Annotated in this window: 18 protein-coding genes; 4 read left to right on the top strand and 14 right to left on the bottom strand. The window is 75.2% G+C overall.

What is annotated here, in order from left to right:
- The first annotated feature begins 12 nt into the window (after positions 1-12).
- On the top strand, positions 13-681 hold the full coding sequence (locus tag PGN05_RS00090; protein ID WP_419750086.1) for an MBL fold metallo-hydrolase: 669 nt from the start codon (positions 13-15) through the stop codon (positions 679-681).
- Positions 682-735: 54 nt separating this feature from the next.
- Here PGN05_RS00090 and PGN05_RS00085 read toward each other — a convergent pair whose 3' ends face one another.
- The 5 genes from PGN05_RS00085 to PGN05_RS00065 form a co-directional block, all read right to left on the bottom strand.
- Positions 736-1965 (bottom strand): epoxide hydrolase family protein, encoded by a 1230-nt coding sequence (locus PGN05_RS00085; protein WP_419750084.1) that lies wholly within the window; start codon positions 1963-1965, stop codon positions 736-738.
- 196 nt (positions 1966-2161) lie between these two features.
- On the bottom strand, positions 2162-2452 hold the full coding sequence (locus PGN05_RS00080) for a hypothetical protein (protein ID WP_419750083.1): 291 nt from the start codon (positions 2450-2452) through the stop codon (positions 2162-2164).
- A gap of 11 nt (positions 2453-2463) precedes the next feature.
- A complete protein-coding gene (locus PGN05_RS00075; protein WP_419750082.1) occupies positions 2464-3225 on the bottom strand; it encodes an SDR family NAD(P)-dependent oxidoreductase in 762 nt (253 codons plus the stop codon).
- A 16-nt stretch (positions 3226-3241) separates the two neighbouring features.
- On the bottom strand, positions 3242-4243 hold the full coding sequence (locus PGN05_RS00070) for an acetamidase/formamidase family protein (protein WP_419750080.1): 1002 nt from the start codon (positions 4241-4243) through the stop codon (positions 3242-3244).
- A gap of 23 nt (positions 4244-4266) precedes the next feature.
- Positions 4267-5502 carry an alpha-hydroxy acid oxidase gene (locus PGN05_RS00065; RefSeq protein WP_419750078.1) on the bottom strand — a complete coding sequence of 412 codons (1236 nt, stop codon included), beginning with the start codon at positions 5500-5502 and terminating at the stop codon, positions 4267-4269.
- Between the two features lie 166 nt (positions 5503-5668).
- Here PGN05_RS00065 and phaZ point away from each other — a divergent pair, with 166 nt between their 5' ends.
- Complete coding sequence (gene phaZ, locus PGN05_RS00060) at positions 5669-6907, top strand: polyhydroxyalkanoate depolymerase (protein WP_419750076.1); 1239 nt, start codon at positions 5669-5671, stop codon at positions 6905-6907.
- Positions 6908-6995: 88 nt separating this feature from the next.
- Positions 6996-7319, top strand: coding sequence for a PspC domain-containing protein (locus tag PGN05_RS00055; RefSeq protein WP_419750074.1), 324 nt, complete (start codon positions 6996-6998; stop codon positions 7317-7319).
- Between the two features lie 39 nt (positions 7320-7358).
- Here PGN05_RS00055 and PGN05_RS00050 read toward each other — a convergent pair whose 3' ends face one another.
- From PGN05_RS00050 to PGN05_RS00010, 9 genes are all read right to left on the bottom strand, one after another.
- Entirely contained in the window at positions 7359-7511 is a 153-nt protein-coding gene (locus PGN05_RS00050; RefSeq protein WP_419750072.1) for a hypothetical protein, read from the bottom strand.
- A gap of 3 nt (positions 7512-7514) precedes the next feature.
- Positions 7515-8447, bottom strand: a complete 933-nt coding sequence (locus tag PGN05_RS00045; RefSeq protein WP_419750070.1) for a winged helix DNA-binding domain-containing protein — start codon at positions 8445-8447, stop codon at positions 7515-7517.
- A 13-nt stretch (positions 8448-8460) separates the two neighbouring features.
- Positions 8461-9231: a TerD family protein gene (locus PGN05_RS00040; protein ID WP_419750068.1), complete on the bottom strand. Its 771-nt coding sequence runs from the start codon at positions 9229-9231 to the stop codon at positions 8461-8463.
- Positions 9232-9383: 152 nt separating this feature from the next.
- Positions 9384-11390: a prolyl oligopeptidase family serine peptidase gene (locus PGN05_RS00035; protein WP_419750066.1), complete on the bottom strand. Its 2007-nt coding sequence runs from the start codon at positions 11388-11390 to the stop codon at positions 9384-9386.
- 42 nt (positions 11391-11432) lie between these two features.
- A complete protein-coding gene (locus PGN05_RS00030; RefSeq protein ID WP_419750065.1) occupies positions 11433-12422 on the bottom strand; it encodes a TerC family protein in 990 nt (329 codons plus the stop codon).
- An 81-nt stretch (positions 12423-12503) separates the two neighbouring features.
- Positions 12504-13247, bottom strand: a complete 744-nt coding sequence (locus PGN05_RS00025; protein ID WP_419750063.1) for an AIM24 family protein — start codon at positions 13245-13247, stop codon at positions 12504-12506.
- Between the two features lie 10 nt (positions 13248-13257).
- Complete coding sequence (locus tag PGN05_RS00020) at positions 13258-13902, bottom strand: AIM24 family protein (protein ID WP_419750061.1); 645 nt, start codon at positions 13900-13902, stop codon at positions 13258-13260.
- 3 nt (positions 13903-13905) lie between these two features.
- Positions 13906-14523 (bottom strand): AIM24 family protein, encoded by a 618-nt coding sequence (locus PGN05_RS00015; protein ID WP_419750060.1) that lies wholly within the window; start codon positions 14521-14523, stop codon positions 13906-13908.
- A 204-nt stretch (positions 14524-14727) separates the two neighbouring features.
- Complete coding sequence (locus PGN05_RS00010; protein WP_419750058.1) at positions 14728-15855, bottom strand: DUF475 domain-containing protein; 1128 nt, start codon at positions 15853-15855, stop codon at positions 14728-14730.
- Positions 15856-16062: 207 nt separating this feature from the next.
- Between PGN05_RS00010 and PGN05_RS00005 the strand changes: the two genes are divergently transcribed.
- Positions 16063-16694: hypothetical protein (locus tag PGN05_RS00005; protein WP_419750056.1), on the top strand; the 632-nt coding region annotated here is incomplete at its 3' end.

Raw genomic sequence — 16694 nt, 5'->3', positions numbered from 1 at the left:
CGGAGTCCGGAGATGACCTCGGGGACCTACACCGGCGACGTCGAGGTCGGCGGGCCCGCCGACGTCCGGCAGCTGCCGGGCCTCACCATCAGCAAGGTCGCGGTGAGCGAGATGGCCAACAACGCCTACCTCCTGCGGGACACCGAGACCGGCGAGGCGCTGCTCGTCGACGCGGCCGCGGAGCCGGAGACGCTGCGCGCGCTCATCGGGGACGCGGACGTGCGCACCGTCGTCACCACCCACGGGCACTGGGACCACCACCGGGCCCTGCCCGAGGTCGTGGCGGCCACCGGGGCGACGACCGTGGCCCATCCCGCGGACGCCGGCGACCTGCCCGTCCCGGTCCAGCGGCCGGTCGAGCACGGCGACACGGTGACCGTCGGCCGGCAGACCCTCGAGGTGGTGCACCTGCGCGGGCACACGCCGGGCAGCATCGCGCTGGTGTGGCGCGGCCCGGAGGACGCCGGCACCCACGTCTTCACCGGCGACTCGCTGTTCCCGGGCGGGGTCGGCAACACCCAGCAGGACCCGGAGCGGTTCGCCCGCCTCATCGACGACGTGGAGCAGCGGCTGTTCGGCGCGCTCCCCGACGACACCTGGGTCTATCCCGGGCACGGCAAGGACACGACGATCGGCGCCGAGCGCCCGCACCTCGGGGGGTGGCGCGAGCGCGGCTGGTAGCGGCCCCCGCGGGCGCCAGGGACACCCCGTGCCCCCGGCGCCGCGGGACAGCGGTCAGCCGCGGGGTCCGGGGATCTGCGGCGAGCGCAGCGGGCGGAACGCCGCGCGGATCTCGGTGGCGAACAGCTCGGGTTCCTCCCACGCGGCGAAGTGGCCGCCCCGGTCGACCTCGTTGAAGTAGCCGAGGGTGGGGTAGGACTGCTCGGCCCAGCTGCGCGGCGTCCGCCAGATCTCGCCGGGGAACGTGGTGAAGCCGACGGGGACCGCGACCTCCGGAGGCGTCCGCCCCGCCCGGGCCTGGACCGCGGCGACCCCGAAGTCCTCCCAGTACGACCGGGCCGCCGAGGCCCCGGTGCCGGTGAGCCAGTACAGCGTGGCGTTGTCGACGATCTGGTCCCGGGTGAGGTTGCCCGCCGGCTGCCCGTGGACGAACGCGCCGGCGATCTTCTCGTAGCTGTCGGTGTCGTGGTCGAGGAGCCAGGCCGCCAGGGCGACGGGCGAGTCCAGCAGCGCGTAGCCGATCGTCTGCGGCCGCGTGGCCATCTCGAGGAAGTAGCCGAAGCCGCTCGCCTGGAACGTCGCGATCGCGGCGGCCGCCGCGCGTTCCTCCTCGGTGTCCGTCGGGAGCTGCGGGCCGCCCAGCGCGGTCACGAGCAGGTTGATGTGGATCCCGAGCAGCCCCTCGGGTGCCATCCGGCCCATGGCGTCGGTGACCGCGGCGCCGACGTCGCCGCCCTGGGCGACGTAGCGGGGGTAGCCGAGGCGGCGCATCAGCTCGGCCCAGGCCCGCGCGACCCGACCGACGTCCCAGCCGAGCTCGGCCGGCTCGCTCGAGAACCCGTAGCCGGGCAGGGAGGGGAGCACGAGGTCGAACGCGTCCTCGGCGCGTCCGCCGTGCGCGGGCGGATCGGTCAGCGGGCCGATGGAGTCCAGCAGCTCGACGACCGAGCCCGGCCAGCCGTGGGTCGTGATCAGCGGCATCGCGTCCGGATGCGGCGACCGCACGTGGAGGAAGTGGACGTCGACCCCGTCGATCTCGGCCACGAACTGCGGCAGGGCGTTCAGCCGCGCCTCGCACCGGCGCCAGTCGTGCTCGGTCGCCCAGTAGCGGCACAGCGCCTCCATCGTCGCCAGCTGCACGCCCTGGGACCGGTCGGCGACGAGCTCCCGGGAGGGCCAGCGGGTGGCGGCGAGGCGGCGGCGCAGGTCGGTGAGCGCCTCCTCCGGGACCTCCACGCGGAACGGGCGGATGGCACTGCCGGCCTGTTGTGCGACTGCGGTCATCGTCGGGCCCACCTCTGGATCGGGAGTCGGTGGAAGTCCCGAACCGGGGAGGACGCAGGAGCCCCGTGTCAGCGCCTCCGGCACGGTCGGTGCTTCCGGGGCACCGGCGACGCTTCTCGGGTCCCGGAGGCGCGCCAGGGTCGCAGGGCCCTGCCCGCCGCCCGGCGGGACGCTCCGTGTCGGGCCCGTCGGCGCGCTACTCCTCCTCGCCGTCCTCGAACAGGGCGATCAGCTCGTCGACGGTGCCGGCCACGTGCAGCGGCACGATCGACACCGTCCACCCCGGCCGGCGGTCGTCCATGCCGAGCGCGAGGTCCCAGGCCGCGCGGGCGGTGAGCGGACCGAAGCACGCATCGTCCCCGTCGTCGCTGACCGCCACCTCGACCAGCCAGTTGTCGGAGAGGTCGGCGGCCAGCTCGGCGAAGTCGGGCAGGGTGCCGTCCTCCGGCTCGGGCGAGTCGGCCTGGACGGGGTAGATGAGTGCCATGAGGCACCCTCTCAGAGCTGGATGCCGCGCGTCAGTGCGCCGTCCACCACGAGGTTGGTGCCGGTCGTGAAGCTGGAGACCGGGCTGGACAGGAAGACGACGGCCTTGGCCATCTCCTCCGGCGTCCCCATCCGGCCGGTGGGGTTGAGGCCGAGGGCCATCGTGAAGAGATCGGGGCTGCCCGTCTCCGCGCCCTGCCAGAAACCGTTCTCGAAGTAGGTGTTGCCCGGCGAGACCACGTTGGCGCGGACCCCGCGCGGAGCCAGCTGCAGGGCGAGTCCGCTGAGGTAGCCGACGAGCGCGGTCTTCATCGTCCCGTAGGGGCCCGAGGCGAAGTCCGCCTCCCGGCCGGAGACGCTCGAGATGGCGACGATCGAGCCCCGGCCGCTCGCCTCCAGGTGCGGCAGCGCGCTCCGGACCAACCGCACCGTGTGCATGAGGTCGACCTCGAAGGACGTGTACCAGTTCTCCTCGGTGTCCGGGACGGCGATGGCGCTGACGTTGGCGACGACGGCGTCCAGCCCGCCGAGCCGGCCGGCGGCCTCCTCCACCCAGCCGGTCAGCGCCGGCCCGTCCCGGACGTCGAGCCGGACGCCGCTCGCCCGGCCGGCGCGCGCGGCGAGCCCCTTCTCGGTCTCCTCGATCTCGCCGGCGTCGCGGGCGCAGAACTCGACGACGGCGCCCTCGTCGACGAAGGCCTCGACGATCGCGCGGCCGATACCGCGGGTGCCACCGGTGACGAGCACGCGGGAGCCGGTCAGCTGCAGGTCCACGTGGTTCCTCCTGGGGTCAGAGCAGGGTCGCCGCGCGGCGGCGCAGGTCGTCGTGCAGCCCGCCGTAGGCCGTGGCCGGCGGGACGAGGGACTTGCGGGCCTTCACCACGGCGCTGTAGTTGGCGTCGACGACGTTGGCGATCGGCACCTCGGTGAGCTGGGACAGCAGCTGGTAGGCGTCCATCGGGTGCAGCCCGTACAGCTCGCCGAACCAGCGCACCAGCTCCACCTGGCCGATCCGCCAGGCGTCCTCCAGCGGCCGGCTGGAGCCGACGGTCATCCAGTGGGTGTCGTCCTCGAGCCGGGGCCAGGCCGGGGCGCCCCCCTTGACCAGCTCGACGATCAGGGTGGTGGTCATCGCGCCCTCGACGGCGGTGCCGCAGGCCTCGCCCTCGCCCTGCCGGTAGTGCCCGTCGCCGACCGAGAACAGCGCCCCCTCCACGTTGACCCCGAGGAAGCAGGTCGTCCCCGGCCGCATCTGCGGGGTGTCCATGTTGCCGCCGAACCGCTCGGGCACCAGCGAGCTGCGGACCTCCCCGCCGGGCGGGGCGACGCCGACCGTGCCGAGCATCGGCTCGACCGGCAGGGCGACCTGCAGGTCGGTGTGCCGCGCGGCGAAGGTGACGGTGTTGGCCGCGCGGTCCAGCTCGTAGATCCAGGTGGTGTCCGGCAGCGGGTCCTGGAGGGTGGCCGTCCGGTCGGTGCTGGTCAGGCCGCCGAAGAACGGGATCGCCGCCGACGCGCCCCAGTCCCGGGCCGGCTCCATCGCCACGAAGTGCAGCGCCAGGGTGTCGCCGGGCTCGGCGCCCTCGACGAAGAACGGGCCGGTCTGCGGGTTCACGAAGCGCAGGTCGACCTTCTCGGTCGACAGGTCGGTGGCCTTCTGCAGCCGGCCGCAGAAGGCGTCGTCGGACCACACCCGCAGCGCCGTGCCCGGGGCGATCCGGCGCAGCGGGGCGACCCCGCCGAAGGTGAACGCGTACTGCTCGAACGTGGGCACGACCTCGACGACGTCCATGACGCACCCTAGGAAGCCGCTGGTCAGCTCGGCAACGGGCGTGCAACGTCGCGCAAACGCACCCGGTCCGGGGTCAGCTCGGCGACCGAGGGGACGCCGAGCAGCTGCAGCGTCCGGGTGATCTCGCGGGTCAGGATGTCGGTGGCCCGCTGCACGCCGCGCTCGCCGCCGGCCATGAGCCCGAACAGGTAGGCCCGTCCGACCAGGCACGCGCGGGCGCCCAGCGCGACGGCGGCGACGACGTCGGCGCCGTCGAGGATGCCGCCGTCCAGGTAGACCTCGGCCCGGTCCCCCACCGCCGCCACCACGGCAGGCAGCTCCTCCAGCGGCGTGGGCGCGCGGTCCAGCTGCCGGCCGCCGTGGTTGGAGACGACGACCGCGTCCGCGCCGGCGTCCACCACCGCCCGGGCGTCGTCCGCGGTCTGCACGCCCTTGACCACCAGCGCGCCGGACCACCGGCGGCGCAGGTCCGCGACGTCGGCCAGCGTCGCGGCCGGCTCGAAGACCCGGTCGGCCAGCTCCGCGACGGTGCCGCCCCACGAGCGCAGCGAGGCGAACTCCAGCGGCTCGGTGGTGAGCAGGTCGACCCACCAGCGCGGGTGGACGGCGGCGTTGGCCATCGTCCGCAGGGTCAGGGTGGGCGGGATGGTGAAGCCGTGGCGGACGTCGCGCAGCCGCGGCCCGGCGACCGGGGTGTCGACGGTCAGCACCAGCGCCTCGTAGCCGGCCGCGGCGGCACGCTCGACGAGGGCCTCGCTCGCCTCCCGGTCACGCCACAGGTACAGCTGGAACCACCGGCGGGCGCCGGGCGCCGCGGCGGCGAGCGCCTCGATCGTGGTCGTCCCCATGGTGGACAGCGCGTGCGGGATCCCGACCCGCTCGGCCACCCGGCCGACCGCGACCTCGCCCTCGGTGTGCATCAGCCGGGTGAAGCCGGTGGGCGCGAACACCAGCGGCAGGGCCGAGGGGCGGCCGAGCACGGTCGTCGACGGGTCGACGACGGAGACGTCGCGCAGCACGCTCGGCCGGAACTCGAGGCGGGCGAAGGCCTCGCGGGAGCGCCGGAGGCTGATCTCCGCCCCGGCCGCGCCGTCGGTGTAGTCGAACACCGCCCGGGGCACCCGTCGGCGGGCGATCGCCCGCAGGTCCCCCACGGTGACTGCCGCGGCCAGGCGCCGATCGGTCGCGTCCCCGGGCAGCCGGCGCGGCCGGACCAGTTCGCGCAGCTCGTCCCAGCGGGGCACCCGGCGCTGCACCACACGGTCCTCCTCGGCTCGGTCCCCCCACCCTGCCAGCACCGGCGGGGCGGGCGGTACGGGTGGGACGACGCGACCCCCGCCCGTCGCGCGCCGGGGGCGAACGGCGGTTAACGTCCCGATGGGCGTGACGCCGGTCACGCCGCTCCTCGCAGACAGGCAGGTCCCGATGCTCTACACCGCGTACGAGGTCAACCGCCGGGCCGGCGCGCCCGTCGTGGCGGCGTCCGGGCTCACCGCCCGCGCGCTGTCCGCGCTGCCGCCCCGGCTGGGTGGCGCGGCGGGGGTGCGGCACCTGCGGGCGGCCTGCGACATCGTCGCCAAGGCCCGGCCGACCCACGACCGCCCGGCGTACGGGATCGACACCGTCGTCGTCGGTGGCCGGCCGGTATCGGTGACCGAGGAGCCGCTGGCCTCCACGCCGTTCGCCACGCTGCTGCACTTCCGCAAGGAGGCGGTGACCGGCCACCCGCCGGTGCTCGTCGTGGGGCCGATGTCCGGGCACTTCACGACCCTGATCCGGCCGACCATCCGCACGCTGCTGGCCGACCACGACGTCTCCGTCCTGGACTGGCACAACGCGCGCGACGTCCCCGTCGAGCACGGCCGCTTCGGCCTCGACGAGTACATCGAGCACGTGGTGGAGGCGCTGCGCCGGCTCGGGCCGGGCGCCCACGTCGTGGCCGTCTGCCAGCCCGCCGTCCCGGTGCTGGCCGCGGTCGCCCTGCTGGCCGCCGCGGACGACGACGCCCAGCCCGACAGCGTGACGCTCATGGCCGGGCCGGTCGACACGCGGGTCAACCCCAACCGGATCAACGCCGCCGCGGAGAAGCGCCCGCTGTCGGCCTACGAGCGCCGGCTGATCACCTCGGTCCCGCCGTGGTACCCGGGGGCCGGGCGGCGGGTCTACCCCGGCGTCGTCCAGCTGACCGCGTTCATGTCCATGAACCCGCGGCGGCACTGGGGCGCCCACCTGCAGCTGTACCGCGACCTCGTGGCCGGCAACGCCGACCGGGCCGCGGCCACCCAGGCCTTCTACGACGAGTACGGCGCGGTGATGGACGTACCCGCCGAGTTCTACCTGGAGACGGTCGGGCGGATCTTCCAGGAGCACCACCTGGCCACCGGCCGGTTCACCTGGCGGGGGCAGCACGTCGACCCGGGCGCGATCCGGCGGACCGCGCTGCTGACCGTCGAGGGCGCCCGCGACGACATCTGCTCCCCCGGTCAGACGGAGGCCGCGCACGCGCTGTGCACCGGCATCCCCGACGAGCGCAAGCGGCACCACCTGCAGCCGGGGGTCGGGCACTACGGCGTGTTCAGCGGGTCGCGCTGGGAGAGCGAGGTCTACCCGGTGCTGCGCGACTTCGTCGCCGACTCCACCCGCGGGCGGGCCGAGGCCGGCTGAGCCGGGGATCCCCCGGAGGCGCAGGACCAGGGACTGGTCCGGGCGTTCCCGGATGGTCCGGGGCGCTCCCGCTCGCGAGGCTCTGTCCATGACGAACGCAGCTCCCTCCACCGGCTCCCCGACCTGGCCGCAGCTCCCGGCCCGCCCGCAGCTGCGCCGCAGCGGCACCGACAAGATGCTGGGCGGGGTCTGCGGCGGGCTGGCCGAGTACAGCGGCATCGACGCGCTGATCTGGCGGGTCGGCTTCCTGGTCCTCGCCTTCTCCGGGATCGGCCTGGTCGCCTACCTCGCCCTGTGGGTGCTCGCGCCGCCGGCCCCGGCCGGCCCGGACACCCGCACGAACCTGGCCGACCGGTACGTCGAGCGCCTGCACGCGGCGCTCACCGGCAACCGGACCCCGGCCGGCCAGTGACCGGAGGCCCCGGCGTCCTCTCCCGGACGCCGGGGCGGGTCACTCCGGCGCCCACCGGAGCGCGGGGTCCCGGCCGGGGGCGAGGAAGCCCAGCAGCCGGGCACCCTCCTCCTCGACCTCGGCGCAGGCGGCCGCCGGCAGCGGCAGGGACGGCCGCACGGTGAGCACCCCGTCCCGGCGGACCGCCCACATGGCCTACACCCGCCCGTCGACCAGGACCGACCCGGTCCAGCCACCCGGGCCGCCCGGCAGGGGCACGTGGTCGGCGTCGGCCACCACCCGCGAGCGGTCGGCGTGGGACAGCGTCACGTTGTCGTACTCGGCGAGGAACCGCACCGGCGCCGGGGTGTCCGGGTCGGGCAGCGGCCCGTCGGGCACGTCGAGCACCTCGCCGCCGTCGGTGGTGGGCAGCCGCCGCAGCCGGGACCCGAGGCGGTCGGCGGCCTCGCGCAGCCGGGTCAGCCCGCACCACACCTGGGCGTCCCGGACGGTGGCCGGGCCGAACGCCCGCAGGTACCGCACCAGCAGGTCCTCCGGGGTGGCCGGCGGGACGGCGCGGCCGCCCAGCCAGGCGTCGACGGTCGTCATGACCGCCGCCCGGCTCGCCGCCCACAGCCCGCGCGGGGTCGGCTGCACCCACGGCACCGAGTAGGACACGCAGGAGGCCACCGCCTCGGCGTCCAGACCGGGATGGCGGCGGGCGAGCTCGCGCTGCAGCTCCGCCCGGCCCATCGGCCGCTCGCCCAGCAGGCCGGCCGCCTCGGCCACGACCGCGCCGACGTCCTGTCCGCGCAGCCGCTGGCCCCACGCGGTGCTCGCGAACGTGCGGTCGAGCACCGGCTGCAGCAGCGGGCGGAGGGCCAGGGCGTCGTCGGCGGGAACGGTGTGGATGGTCGTCCGCATCAGCGGCGTCCGGACCACCTGCCGGGACGTCATGAGGGCGTCGAGCTCCGCCGGGTCGTAGCCGGCCACCCGGTCCCACAGCGCCAGGTGCGGCACCCGCGGCACCTGCGCCTGCAGGCCGACCAGGTCCCCGACGACGCCGAGCACCGGCCGGGCCACCCGCTCCAGCAGCAGCTGCCGGGCGAGGGTCGCCCGGCCGAGCGCCCGCGGCGTCAGCGGCGGCACGGCCGGCGGCCGGTCACTTGCGGCCGCGTGCCCAGTCCATGCCCCAGCCGTACTCGCGGTCCAGCACGTCCTGACCGCCGTGGACGTAGCGCACCTCGCGGTGGACGACGAGCTGCCCGCCTTGGTTCTCCAGCAGCGCGATCGCACACATCCGGGCCCGGGGATCGTGCTCGTCCAGGCGCACCTCGATCTGCGGCCCGGCCGCCGGGATGAGCGTGACCACGGCGTCGGCGGCGCCCCAGTTCGGCGTTCCCTCGTAGATGAAGGCGAAGACGACGATCCGGCGGATGTGCGCGGTGTGCTGGAGGTCGACGATCAGGTTCTCCCCGCCGCTGCTGCGCCCGGACCGGTCGTCGCCGTCCAGCCAGGCCACCAGCCCGCCGTCGGGGAGGGTGTGCTGGCCGCGGAAGGCGTTGCCCAGCGCCTGGATGACGCCCTTCGACCCGTCCGCGTACTCGTAGAGGCAGCCGAGGTCCAGGTCGATCGCGCCCGAGGCCGCGCCGGCCAGCCGCTTGAGGAAGCCGCCGCCGGGCTGGCCGGCCGGGCGGGCGTTCCAGTTGAGGTTCACCCGCAGCAGGCCGGTGGTGCCGGCGGTCTTGGTCAGCGACACCGACGGGGCGCTCTTGGTCAGCGTCACCTTGCTGAGCGACACCGACGGGGGCGCCGCAGCGGCCGGCGGGGTGGCGGCCGGCGGGGTGGCGGCCGGCGGGGTGGCGGACGGCGCGGGCGGGGTGGCCGGCGGCTGGGCCGCCGGCGGCTTCGGGCGCTTCGTGTAGTCGACCATCGGACCTCCTCGGATCGCCCCGGCGCCTGGCGGCCGGGCGCTGGACTGGCCCCGACCCTAGAGCCCGCCGCACTCCCGGCCCCGCGCGGTGATGGAAGCCATGCCTGCGTCAGGCGGGCCCTGACGCGGGTGGAGCTTCCCGTACCTCGGGGTCAGCCCAGCCGGGTCGCCCGCACGGCGAGCGGCGGCCGGCCCTCCCCGTCCACCGCCGGGGAGTCGTCCGCCACGACCTCCGCGGCCGGCTCGTCCGGTGGAGGCCCCGGCGGCAGCCAGCGCGCCCACCAGCGCAGCAGGTGCTGCAGCCGCGCCAGCCGGGACCGCGGGCGGGCCATGCCCCGGCGCCCGCCGGGGAAGAGCAGCAGCTCGGACGGCACGCCGCGGCGCTTGAGCGACGTGTAGAGCCGCAGCGACTGCTCGACCGGGCAGCGCCAGTCGTCCTCCGCCGCGACGACCAGCGTGGGCGTCGTGATGCCGCCGGCGTGCGCGAGCGGGCTCTGGGCGGCCAGCCGGTCGGGATCGGTGCCCAGGTGCTGGTCGACGAACCACCAGCCGACGTCCGAGGAGCCGGCGAAGCCGACCGGGTCGGTGAGCGCCCGCTCGACGACGGCCGCGGCGAAGCGCGTCGTCCGGCCGAGGAGCAGCGCGGCCAGCGAGCCGCCGCCCGCGGTGCCCGCGATCCCGACCCGGTCGGCGTCGAGCGCGGGGTCCTCGAGCGCCGCGTCCAGGAAGGCGAGGACGTCGGCGCCGTCGCGGTCCCCCCAGGCGCCGCGGACCGCGCGGCCGTGCTCCTCCCCGTAGCCGGCGGACCCCCGCGGGTTGCACTGCACCACGGCGTAGCCGGCCGACACGAGGACCTGGGTGTCCTCGTCCAGGGCCCACCCGGTCTGCCGCTGCGGCCCGGCGGCGAGCGCGAGCACGACGGGGTGCGGCCCCGGCGCGTCCGGCACGGTGACCCAGCCGTGCACGGGGTGGCCGTCGGGGGCCGGCACGGTGCGCTCGGCCATCCGGCGCAGCCGCCCCGTGGCGCCGAGGGCGCGGCCGAAGCCGGTGAGCAGCCGGCGCCGGCCCGGGGTGATGGCGATCAGCTCGCCGGCCGACCGGTCGTGCGCGACCGTGGCGACGACGACCCCGCCGCCCGCGGCGACCCCGCGCACGGTGAACGGCCCGTCGACCAGCGCCTCCGCCGGCCGACCGTCCAGCGGCACCCGCAGCAGCTCGACCGCCCCCCGCCGGCGCACGCCGAGGAGGGCCGCGCCGCCGGCCAGCACGGTCGCCGGCGTCTCGTCGCCGCGGTCGGTGCCGGCAGGGTCGAGCAGCGCCTCCAGCGCGCCGCCGGCGGCCGGCACGCGGCACAGCGTGGCGCCGCGGCCGACCACGTCCAGGCCGTCGGGACCGAGGTCGGGCCGGGCGGTGCAGTACAGCTCCGCGCCGTCGGGGCCGTAGGCCGGCCGCGAGCAGCGCCCCCGGCCGTCGGTCACCCGGCGCGGCGTCCCGCCCGTCGCGGGCACGGCGTAGACGTCGCGGACCAGGTCCCGGTCGGCGCGCCGGTGCCGCGCCGACACGAACGCCAGCTCCGCGCCGTCCGGGCGCCACGCGACGTCGGTGTCGTCCCCGACCCCGTCGGTGAGCTGCACCGGCCGCGGGAGCGGCGCGGCGTCGTCCGCCCCGTCGGGCGGGAGGTCGAGGACGAACACCGCACTCGGGCGGTCGGCGAGGTAGCCGACCCCGTCCCGGCGGTGGCTCAGGGTGGTGACGACCCGCAGCCCGGACGGGTCCGCCGACGGGACGCGCGCGGTGTAGGCCAGCCGCCGGGAGTCCGGCGCCCACACCGGCGCGTCCGTGCCGAGCGGGGCGTCGGTCAGCCGCCGCGGCGCTCCGCCCGCGGTGGGCAGCAGGTGCACCTGGGCCGGCTCGCCGGGCGCGGCGCCCAGGTAGGCCAGCCAGCGGCCGTCCGGGGAGAACGCCGGCGCGGTGTCCCGCACGCCGGCGGTCAGCGGCCGGGCCGGAGCCGACCCGTCGGTGGGCACCGCCCACAGCTGGCTGCGCTCGGCGTCGCCGTCCAGGTCCGGGCGGCCGACCGCCACCACCGCGATCCGGCCGTCCGGCGAGACGGCCGGGACCCCCGGCGTCCGCAGCAGGGCGAGGTCGTCGGGGCGCACGCCGCCGACGCTAGCCGAGCGCGGACCGGGGCCCGGAACGGCTCAGCCGGAGGTGCGGGCGGCGGTCCCGCGGCTCGAGCGCAGGCTGGTGACGGTGGTGACCAGCAGGGTGACCAGGATGACCACCAGCGACAGCCAGGTCGGGATGAGCGGAACGGCGGTGACCGGCTCGCCGCCGTTGACGAACGGCAGCTCGTTGCTGTGCAGCGCCTCGATGACGAGCTTGACGCCGATCAGCCCGAGGATCACCGCCAGCCCGTAGCCGAGGTGGACCAGCCGGTCGAGCAGGCCGCCGAGCAGGAAGTACAGCTGCCGGAGGCCCAGCAGCGAGAAGGCGTTGACGGTGAAGACCAGGTAGGTCTCCTTCGTCAGCCCGAAGACGGCGGGGATCGAGTCGACGGCGAACAGGATGTCGGCGCTGCCGATCGCCACCAGGGCGATCACGAGCGGCGTCACCAGGCGCCGGCCGCCCTGCCGCACCGTCAGCCGGTCGCCCTCGTAGCCCTCGGTCGTGGGCAGCACCCGCCGGGCGGCCCGCAGCAGCACGTTCTCCTCGTACTCCTCCCGCTCCCCGCGGGCGGCCTCCCGGGCCTGGTTCACCGCCGTCCAGAGCAGGAAGGCACCGAAGAGGTAGAAGACCCAGCTGAAGGTCTCGATCACCGCGGCGCCGACGAGGATGAACGCCGTCCGCAGGACCAGGGCGAACACGATGCCGTACAGCAGCACCTTGGGCTGCAGCTCCTTGGGCACCGCGAAGCTGCCCATGATGAGGACGAAGACGAAGAGGTTGTCGACCGACAGGCTCTTCTCGGTCACGTACCCGGCGAAGTACTCCCCGCCGAAGGTGGGCCCGGCGACCACGAGCACGCCGACGCCGAACAGCAGCGCCACCCCCACGTAGGCGGCCGACCAGGCCGCCGACTCCCGCAGCCCCGGGGCGTGCGGGGTGCGCACGTGCAGGACGAGGTCCACGGCGAGCATGGCCAGGATCAGGGCGACCGTGGCGGCCCACACCCAGACGGGGACGTTCACGAGGGGACCTCCCGCCGTCGGGCGCCGGCGACCACCGGCCCTCCGCGTCCCTTCCCCCCGGCGGCGCCGGCTACCCGTGTCTCAGGACTGCTGCTGCGCCCGCGCGACCAGGCGCTGGCCGAGGCTGCCCGCCTGGCTGTTGGTGAGCAGCTGGGTCTGGGACTCGATCAGCCGCAGCACCGCCGGGTCCTCGCGGGCGATCTCGGAGGACTGCAGCAGGACCGTGCCCTGGCCGGTGAAGTCGTACTGCCGCTCCTCGCCGGAGACGCGGCCCATGAGGCCCTGCACCATGCCGGCCATCGAGGCCGCCATCCACTCGGTGTCGTGGTGCACCGAGGGCGACGGGCAGTCGGCCCAGCCGAGCAGCGCGTCGGGGTCGGCGCGGAACGGCGGCTCGACGAAGATCACCGGCCCGTTGGACGAGGCGATGAACTTGCCGGTCCCGAGCAGGGTCACGAAGCCGGGCACGATCGACTGCTTGAGCTCCAGCCGCGGGTCGAAGGCCAGCAGGTTGCCAGCCTTGATCGTCAGGTTGCCGTCGTCGAGGTCGTAGGCGTTGAGGTCGAAGCCGCGGTCGCCCAGGAGCACCCTGCCGGAGCCGGTGGCGACCACCCAGTCCTGCACGTACACCGGGCTGGAGAACCGCGCCGCCACCCACCCCTGCACCGAGGAGTAGGCGGTGACCGCCTCGAAGCGGACGTCGCCGTAGTAGGCGAGCATCGCGCCCTTGCTCATGAACCACTCGCCGGAGAGGGCGACGCAGAAGACGTAGGGGTTGACGTTGTCGTCGACCGGCAGGGTCGCCGCGTTCCAGGTGGATGGCACGTCGCGCTCCTCAGAACTTCGTCTCGCTGGCCTGCACGTACACGGTCCCGGAGCCGGAGAGCCGCAGCTGGAACGCCTCGCCCGAGCCCCGGCCGACGACGTCGCGCAGCCCCACCTTGGCGGCGAGGTCGACCTTCACCTGGCCGACGTGGCCGACGTAGGCCTGCGGGTCGACGCCGACCGTCGTCCCGTTGAGCTGCAGCGGAAAGGCGCCGCCGTGCGACAGCAGCGCCACCGCCCCGCGGCCGTGCACGTTCGTGGTGAACAACCCCTGGCCCGTCATCGCCCCGCTGACCGCCTGCCGCAGCCCGCCGGAGCCGAGGAACTGCACGCTGGTCTGCAGGGTCGCGTCGTGGGCGAGCAGCCGGTCGGCCTCGCAGACCAGCGGCGCGCTGCCGTCGAGGTCGAGGACGGTGGTGTGCAGGCCCTTGTAGCCGTACAGCACCTCGCCCTGCCCCTCGGTGGCCATCATCGGGTTGGACTCCCCGGACAGCGCGGCGCCGACGAACCCGCCGACCCCCCGGCCCTGCCCGCGCACCGGACGGAAGGAGATCCGGCCGGAGTAGCCGAGCATGGCCCCGCGCCGGGCGAGCACCGGCGCCTGCGGGCTGACCCGGGCGCGCACGACCTTGCTGTTGACCGACTCGAACGGCACCGCTCAGCCCTCCGAGGACTGGACGAGGACCAGGCCGTGCCCGGAGAACCGCAGCGAGAAGGGCTCCCCGGAGCCCTCCCCCACCAGCGCCTTCCACGACACCCCGGACACGAGGTTCATCTGCAACTGACCCCGCGAGCCCACGTAGGCGTCGGGGTCGACGGTGAGGTCCTGCCCGGGCGCGACCTCCAGGGCCATCACCGGGCCCTTCGACACCAGGGCCACCTGGCCCGAGCCGGTCACCGTGGTCGTCGCCAGCCCCTGGCCGCTGGTCATGCCGCGCAGCCCGGCGAACTGGACGTCGAGCCGGAGCCCGTCGGTGTGGGCGAGGATGTGCTCGCTCTCGGCGGTGAGCGTGTCCCCGCCGAGGTCGACGACGAGCACGTCCATCGCGTCCTTCGCCAGGTACGCGCGGCCGGACCCGGTGCAGTCCATCAGCGAGAGGCTCTCGCCGGCGACCGCCCGCTTGAGCGCGGCGCGCATCCCGCCACCGCCGCCCATGCCCGCGTTCTTGAACTCGATGTCGCCCTCGAAGGCGACCATCGAGCCGCTGGCGGCGCGGATCCGGTCACCGTGCAGGTCGGCGCGGAGCACGCGCTTGTCGGCGATGAGCTGGGCCACGGGGTCCTTCCTGGAGAGCACGAGCGGGTTCGGCGCCGGACGGTAACGGCCCCGGCCCGGACGGCGACAGGCCCCGCGCCGTCCGATGACCAGGTTCCTGGTCGTCCCGGCTCCTCCCTCCCCAGCCGGTGGGAGGGAGGAGCCGGAACGGGGAGCCCCCTGATCGTCGGGGACGGGGGCCACCGGGGGTCGTCGGGGACGCGGTCAGCGCCGCCCGGCGCCGACCTCCTCGGGGGCCTCCCCGCGGGCGGCGAGCCGGGCGTGCTCCCGCCGCTGCACGACCACGCTGCTGATGACGGCGGCGATGATGAACCCGAGGCCGGACAGGCCGGTCACGTACTCGCTGATGTGCCAGCGCAGCTCGAGGATCATGATCGCGGCCAGGACGCCGATCGCCCACATCGCGCCGTGCTCCAGGTAGCGGTACTGCTCGAGGGTGCCCTTGTCGACCATGTAGATGGTCAGCGACCGCACCCAGAAGGCCCCGATGCCCAGGCCCAGCGCGATGATCAGGATGTCGCTGCTGATCGCGAACGCGCCGATGACGCCGTCGAAGGAGAACGACGCGTCGAGCACCTCGAGGTAGAGGAACGCCGCGGCGCCGGCGCCGGCGACGGCCTTCGCGCCGGTGCTGACGCCGTCCTTGGTCGCCTTGCGGGTGGAGCGGCCGTCGGGCATCACGTCCGGCTCGTCGTCCTCGTCCTCGTCCCGCTGCTCCATGACCTCGTTGAGACCGCCGATGAGCAGGTAGGTGAACAGGCCGGCGAGGCCGGCGGCGAGGACGGTGGCGTACTTGTCGTCGTCGGCGATCTGCGAGCCGGTGTAGATGACGGCCAGCGCGATGACGATCGCCAGGTAGGGCAGGACGCCGGCCTTCGCCAGCGGGCGCTCGAGCCAGGCCAGCCAGTGGATGTCCCGCTCCTCGTCGAAGAGGAAGTTCAGGAAGATCATCAGCAGGAAGATCCCGCCGAAGGTGTAGATCGCCTCGGCGGCGGCCTCCACGTTGCTGGCGTAGGCCTCCTGGTCGCTGAGCGCGAGGTCCCACACCTCCGCGATCGAGAGCCCCGCGGTGATCGAGACCAGCACGATCGGCAGGAGCAGCCGCATGCCGAAGACCGCGATGAAGATGCCGACGTAGAGGAAGAGCTTGCGCCACAGCGGGCTCATCCGGCGGAGCACCTTGGCGTTGACGACGGCGTTGTCGAAGGAGAGGCACACCTCGAGGACGCCGAGCACCGCGACGGCGAGCAGGGCAGCCGGACCACCGAAGACGACGGCGGTGACGAGGGCTGCAACGGTCAGGCCGACCGAGAAGCCGAAGTAGCGGAGCATGGGTTCCCTTCCTGGGGCGCCCGCAGGGTGCGGTCGCCGACGTCTCTGACGAACGGGGCCGGACGGCCGTTCCGGAGCCGGTCGTGCTCCTCAGCACACCGGGTCGGACGGGCCACCGGTCCGACCGGCCGGCGGTCCGACGTGGTAGGCATCGGCGCACGGGGCGCCGGTCGGCACCTCACGGGGGATGGAGGGTGGACGGGCGGCATGAGCGGGCAGACGGGGGGTCCCGCGTCCCGCTGGTGGCGTCGCGGCCGCGATGCCGCCCTGCAGGACGCCCTCCGGGATGCGCAGCAGGCCCGCGAGGCCGCCGCGGCGGCCATGCTGGAACTCGACGCCGAGCTCAGCGGACTGTCCGTGGACGTTGCTACCCACGAGGACGCCGGGAGCGCCCGAGGTGCCGCGCACCACTCACCCGCCCCCGACCCGCTCGTGCAGAACTGGCGTGACCTCTCCTTCCGCACAGATGCGGTCATTGGACACTATCTGTCCGCGCTTTCCAACCACGATCCCGCCTTCCTCGACGACCCCGCGCGGGCTCACCAGGCGCGGGTGGAGCTGGACCAGGCGGCCGCGGCGCTGCGGGACGTGCTGCCGGCGGTCCGCCGCTTCAAGCAGCAGTTCGAGCGGCCCCTCGGGGTCGCCCGCGGCGCCCGGACCCTCGCCCCCCGCCGCCTCGCCGAGGCCTCCGCGGCGGTCGCGCGGGCCCGCGAGGCGGTGGGCGCGGCGGGGACCCAGGTCACCGACCCCGGGCTGGCCGGCGCGCTCGACGAGGCGGTGCGGGCCGTCGAGGCGGCCCAGCGGGCCCAGGCGGAGGGGCGGCCGGCGGCGGCCGGGAC

Source organism: Geodermatophilus sp. CPCC 206100, assembly GCF_048569675.1.
GTDB lineage: Bacteria > Actinomycetota > Actinomycetes > Mycobacteriales > Geodermatophilaceae > Geodermatophilus.
This window is presented reverse-complemented; position numbering and strand designations above follow the sequence as displayed.

What these genes read in the sequence shown, in the direction of transcription:
- PGN05_RS00050 (WP_419750072.1), bottom strand. Translation starts at nt 7,511, where the DNA reads ATGTGGGCGGTCCGCCGGGACGGGGTGCTCACCGTGCGGCCGTCCCTG.
- PGN05_RS00085 (WP_419750084.1), bottom strand. Translation starts at nt 1,965, where the DNA reads ATGACCGCAGTCGCACAACAGGCCGGCAGTGCCATCCGCCCGTTCCGC.
- PGN05_RS00090 (WP_419750086.1), top strand. Translation starts at nt 13, where the DNA reads ATGACCTCGGGGACCTACACCGGCGACGTCGAGGTCGGCGGGCCCGCC.
- PGN05_RS00070 (WP_419750080.1), bottom strand. Translation starts at nt 4,243, where the DNA reads ATGGACGTCGTCGAGGTCGTGCCCACGTTCGAGCAGTACGCGTTCACC.
- PGN05_RS00010 (WP_419750058.1), bottom strand. Translation starts at nt 15,855, where the DNA reads ATGCTCCGCTACTTCGGCTTCTCGGTCGGCCTGACCGTTGCAGCCCTC.
- phaZ (WP_419750076.1), top strand. Translation starts at nt 5,669, where the DNA reads ATGCTCTACACCGCGTACGAGGTCAACCGCCGGGCCGGCGCGCCCGTC.
- PGN05_RS00080 (WP_419750083.1), bottom strand. Translation starts at nt 2,452, where the DNA reads ATGGCACTCATCTACCCCGTCCAGGCCGACTCGCCCGAGCCGGAGGAC.
- PGN05_RS00055 (WP_419750074.1), top strand. Translation starts at nt 6,996, where the DNA reads ATGACGAACGCAGCTCCCTCCACCGGCTCCCCGACCTGGCCGCAGCTC.
- PGN05_RS00040 (WP_419750068.1), bottom strand. Translation starts at nt 9,231, where the DNA reads ATGGTCGACTACACGAAGCGCCCGAAGCCGCCGGCGGCCCAGCCGCCG.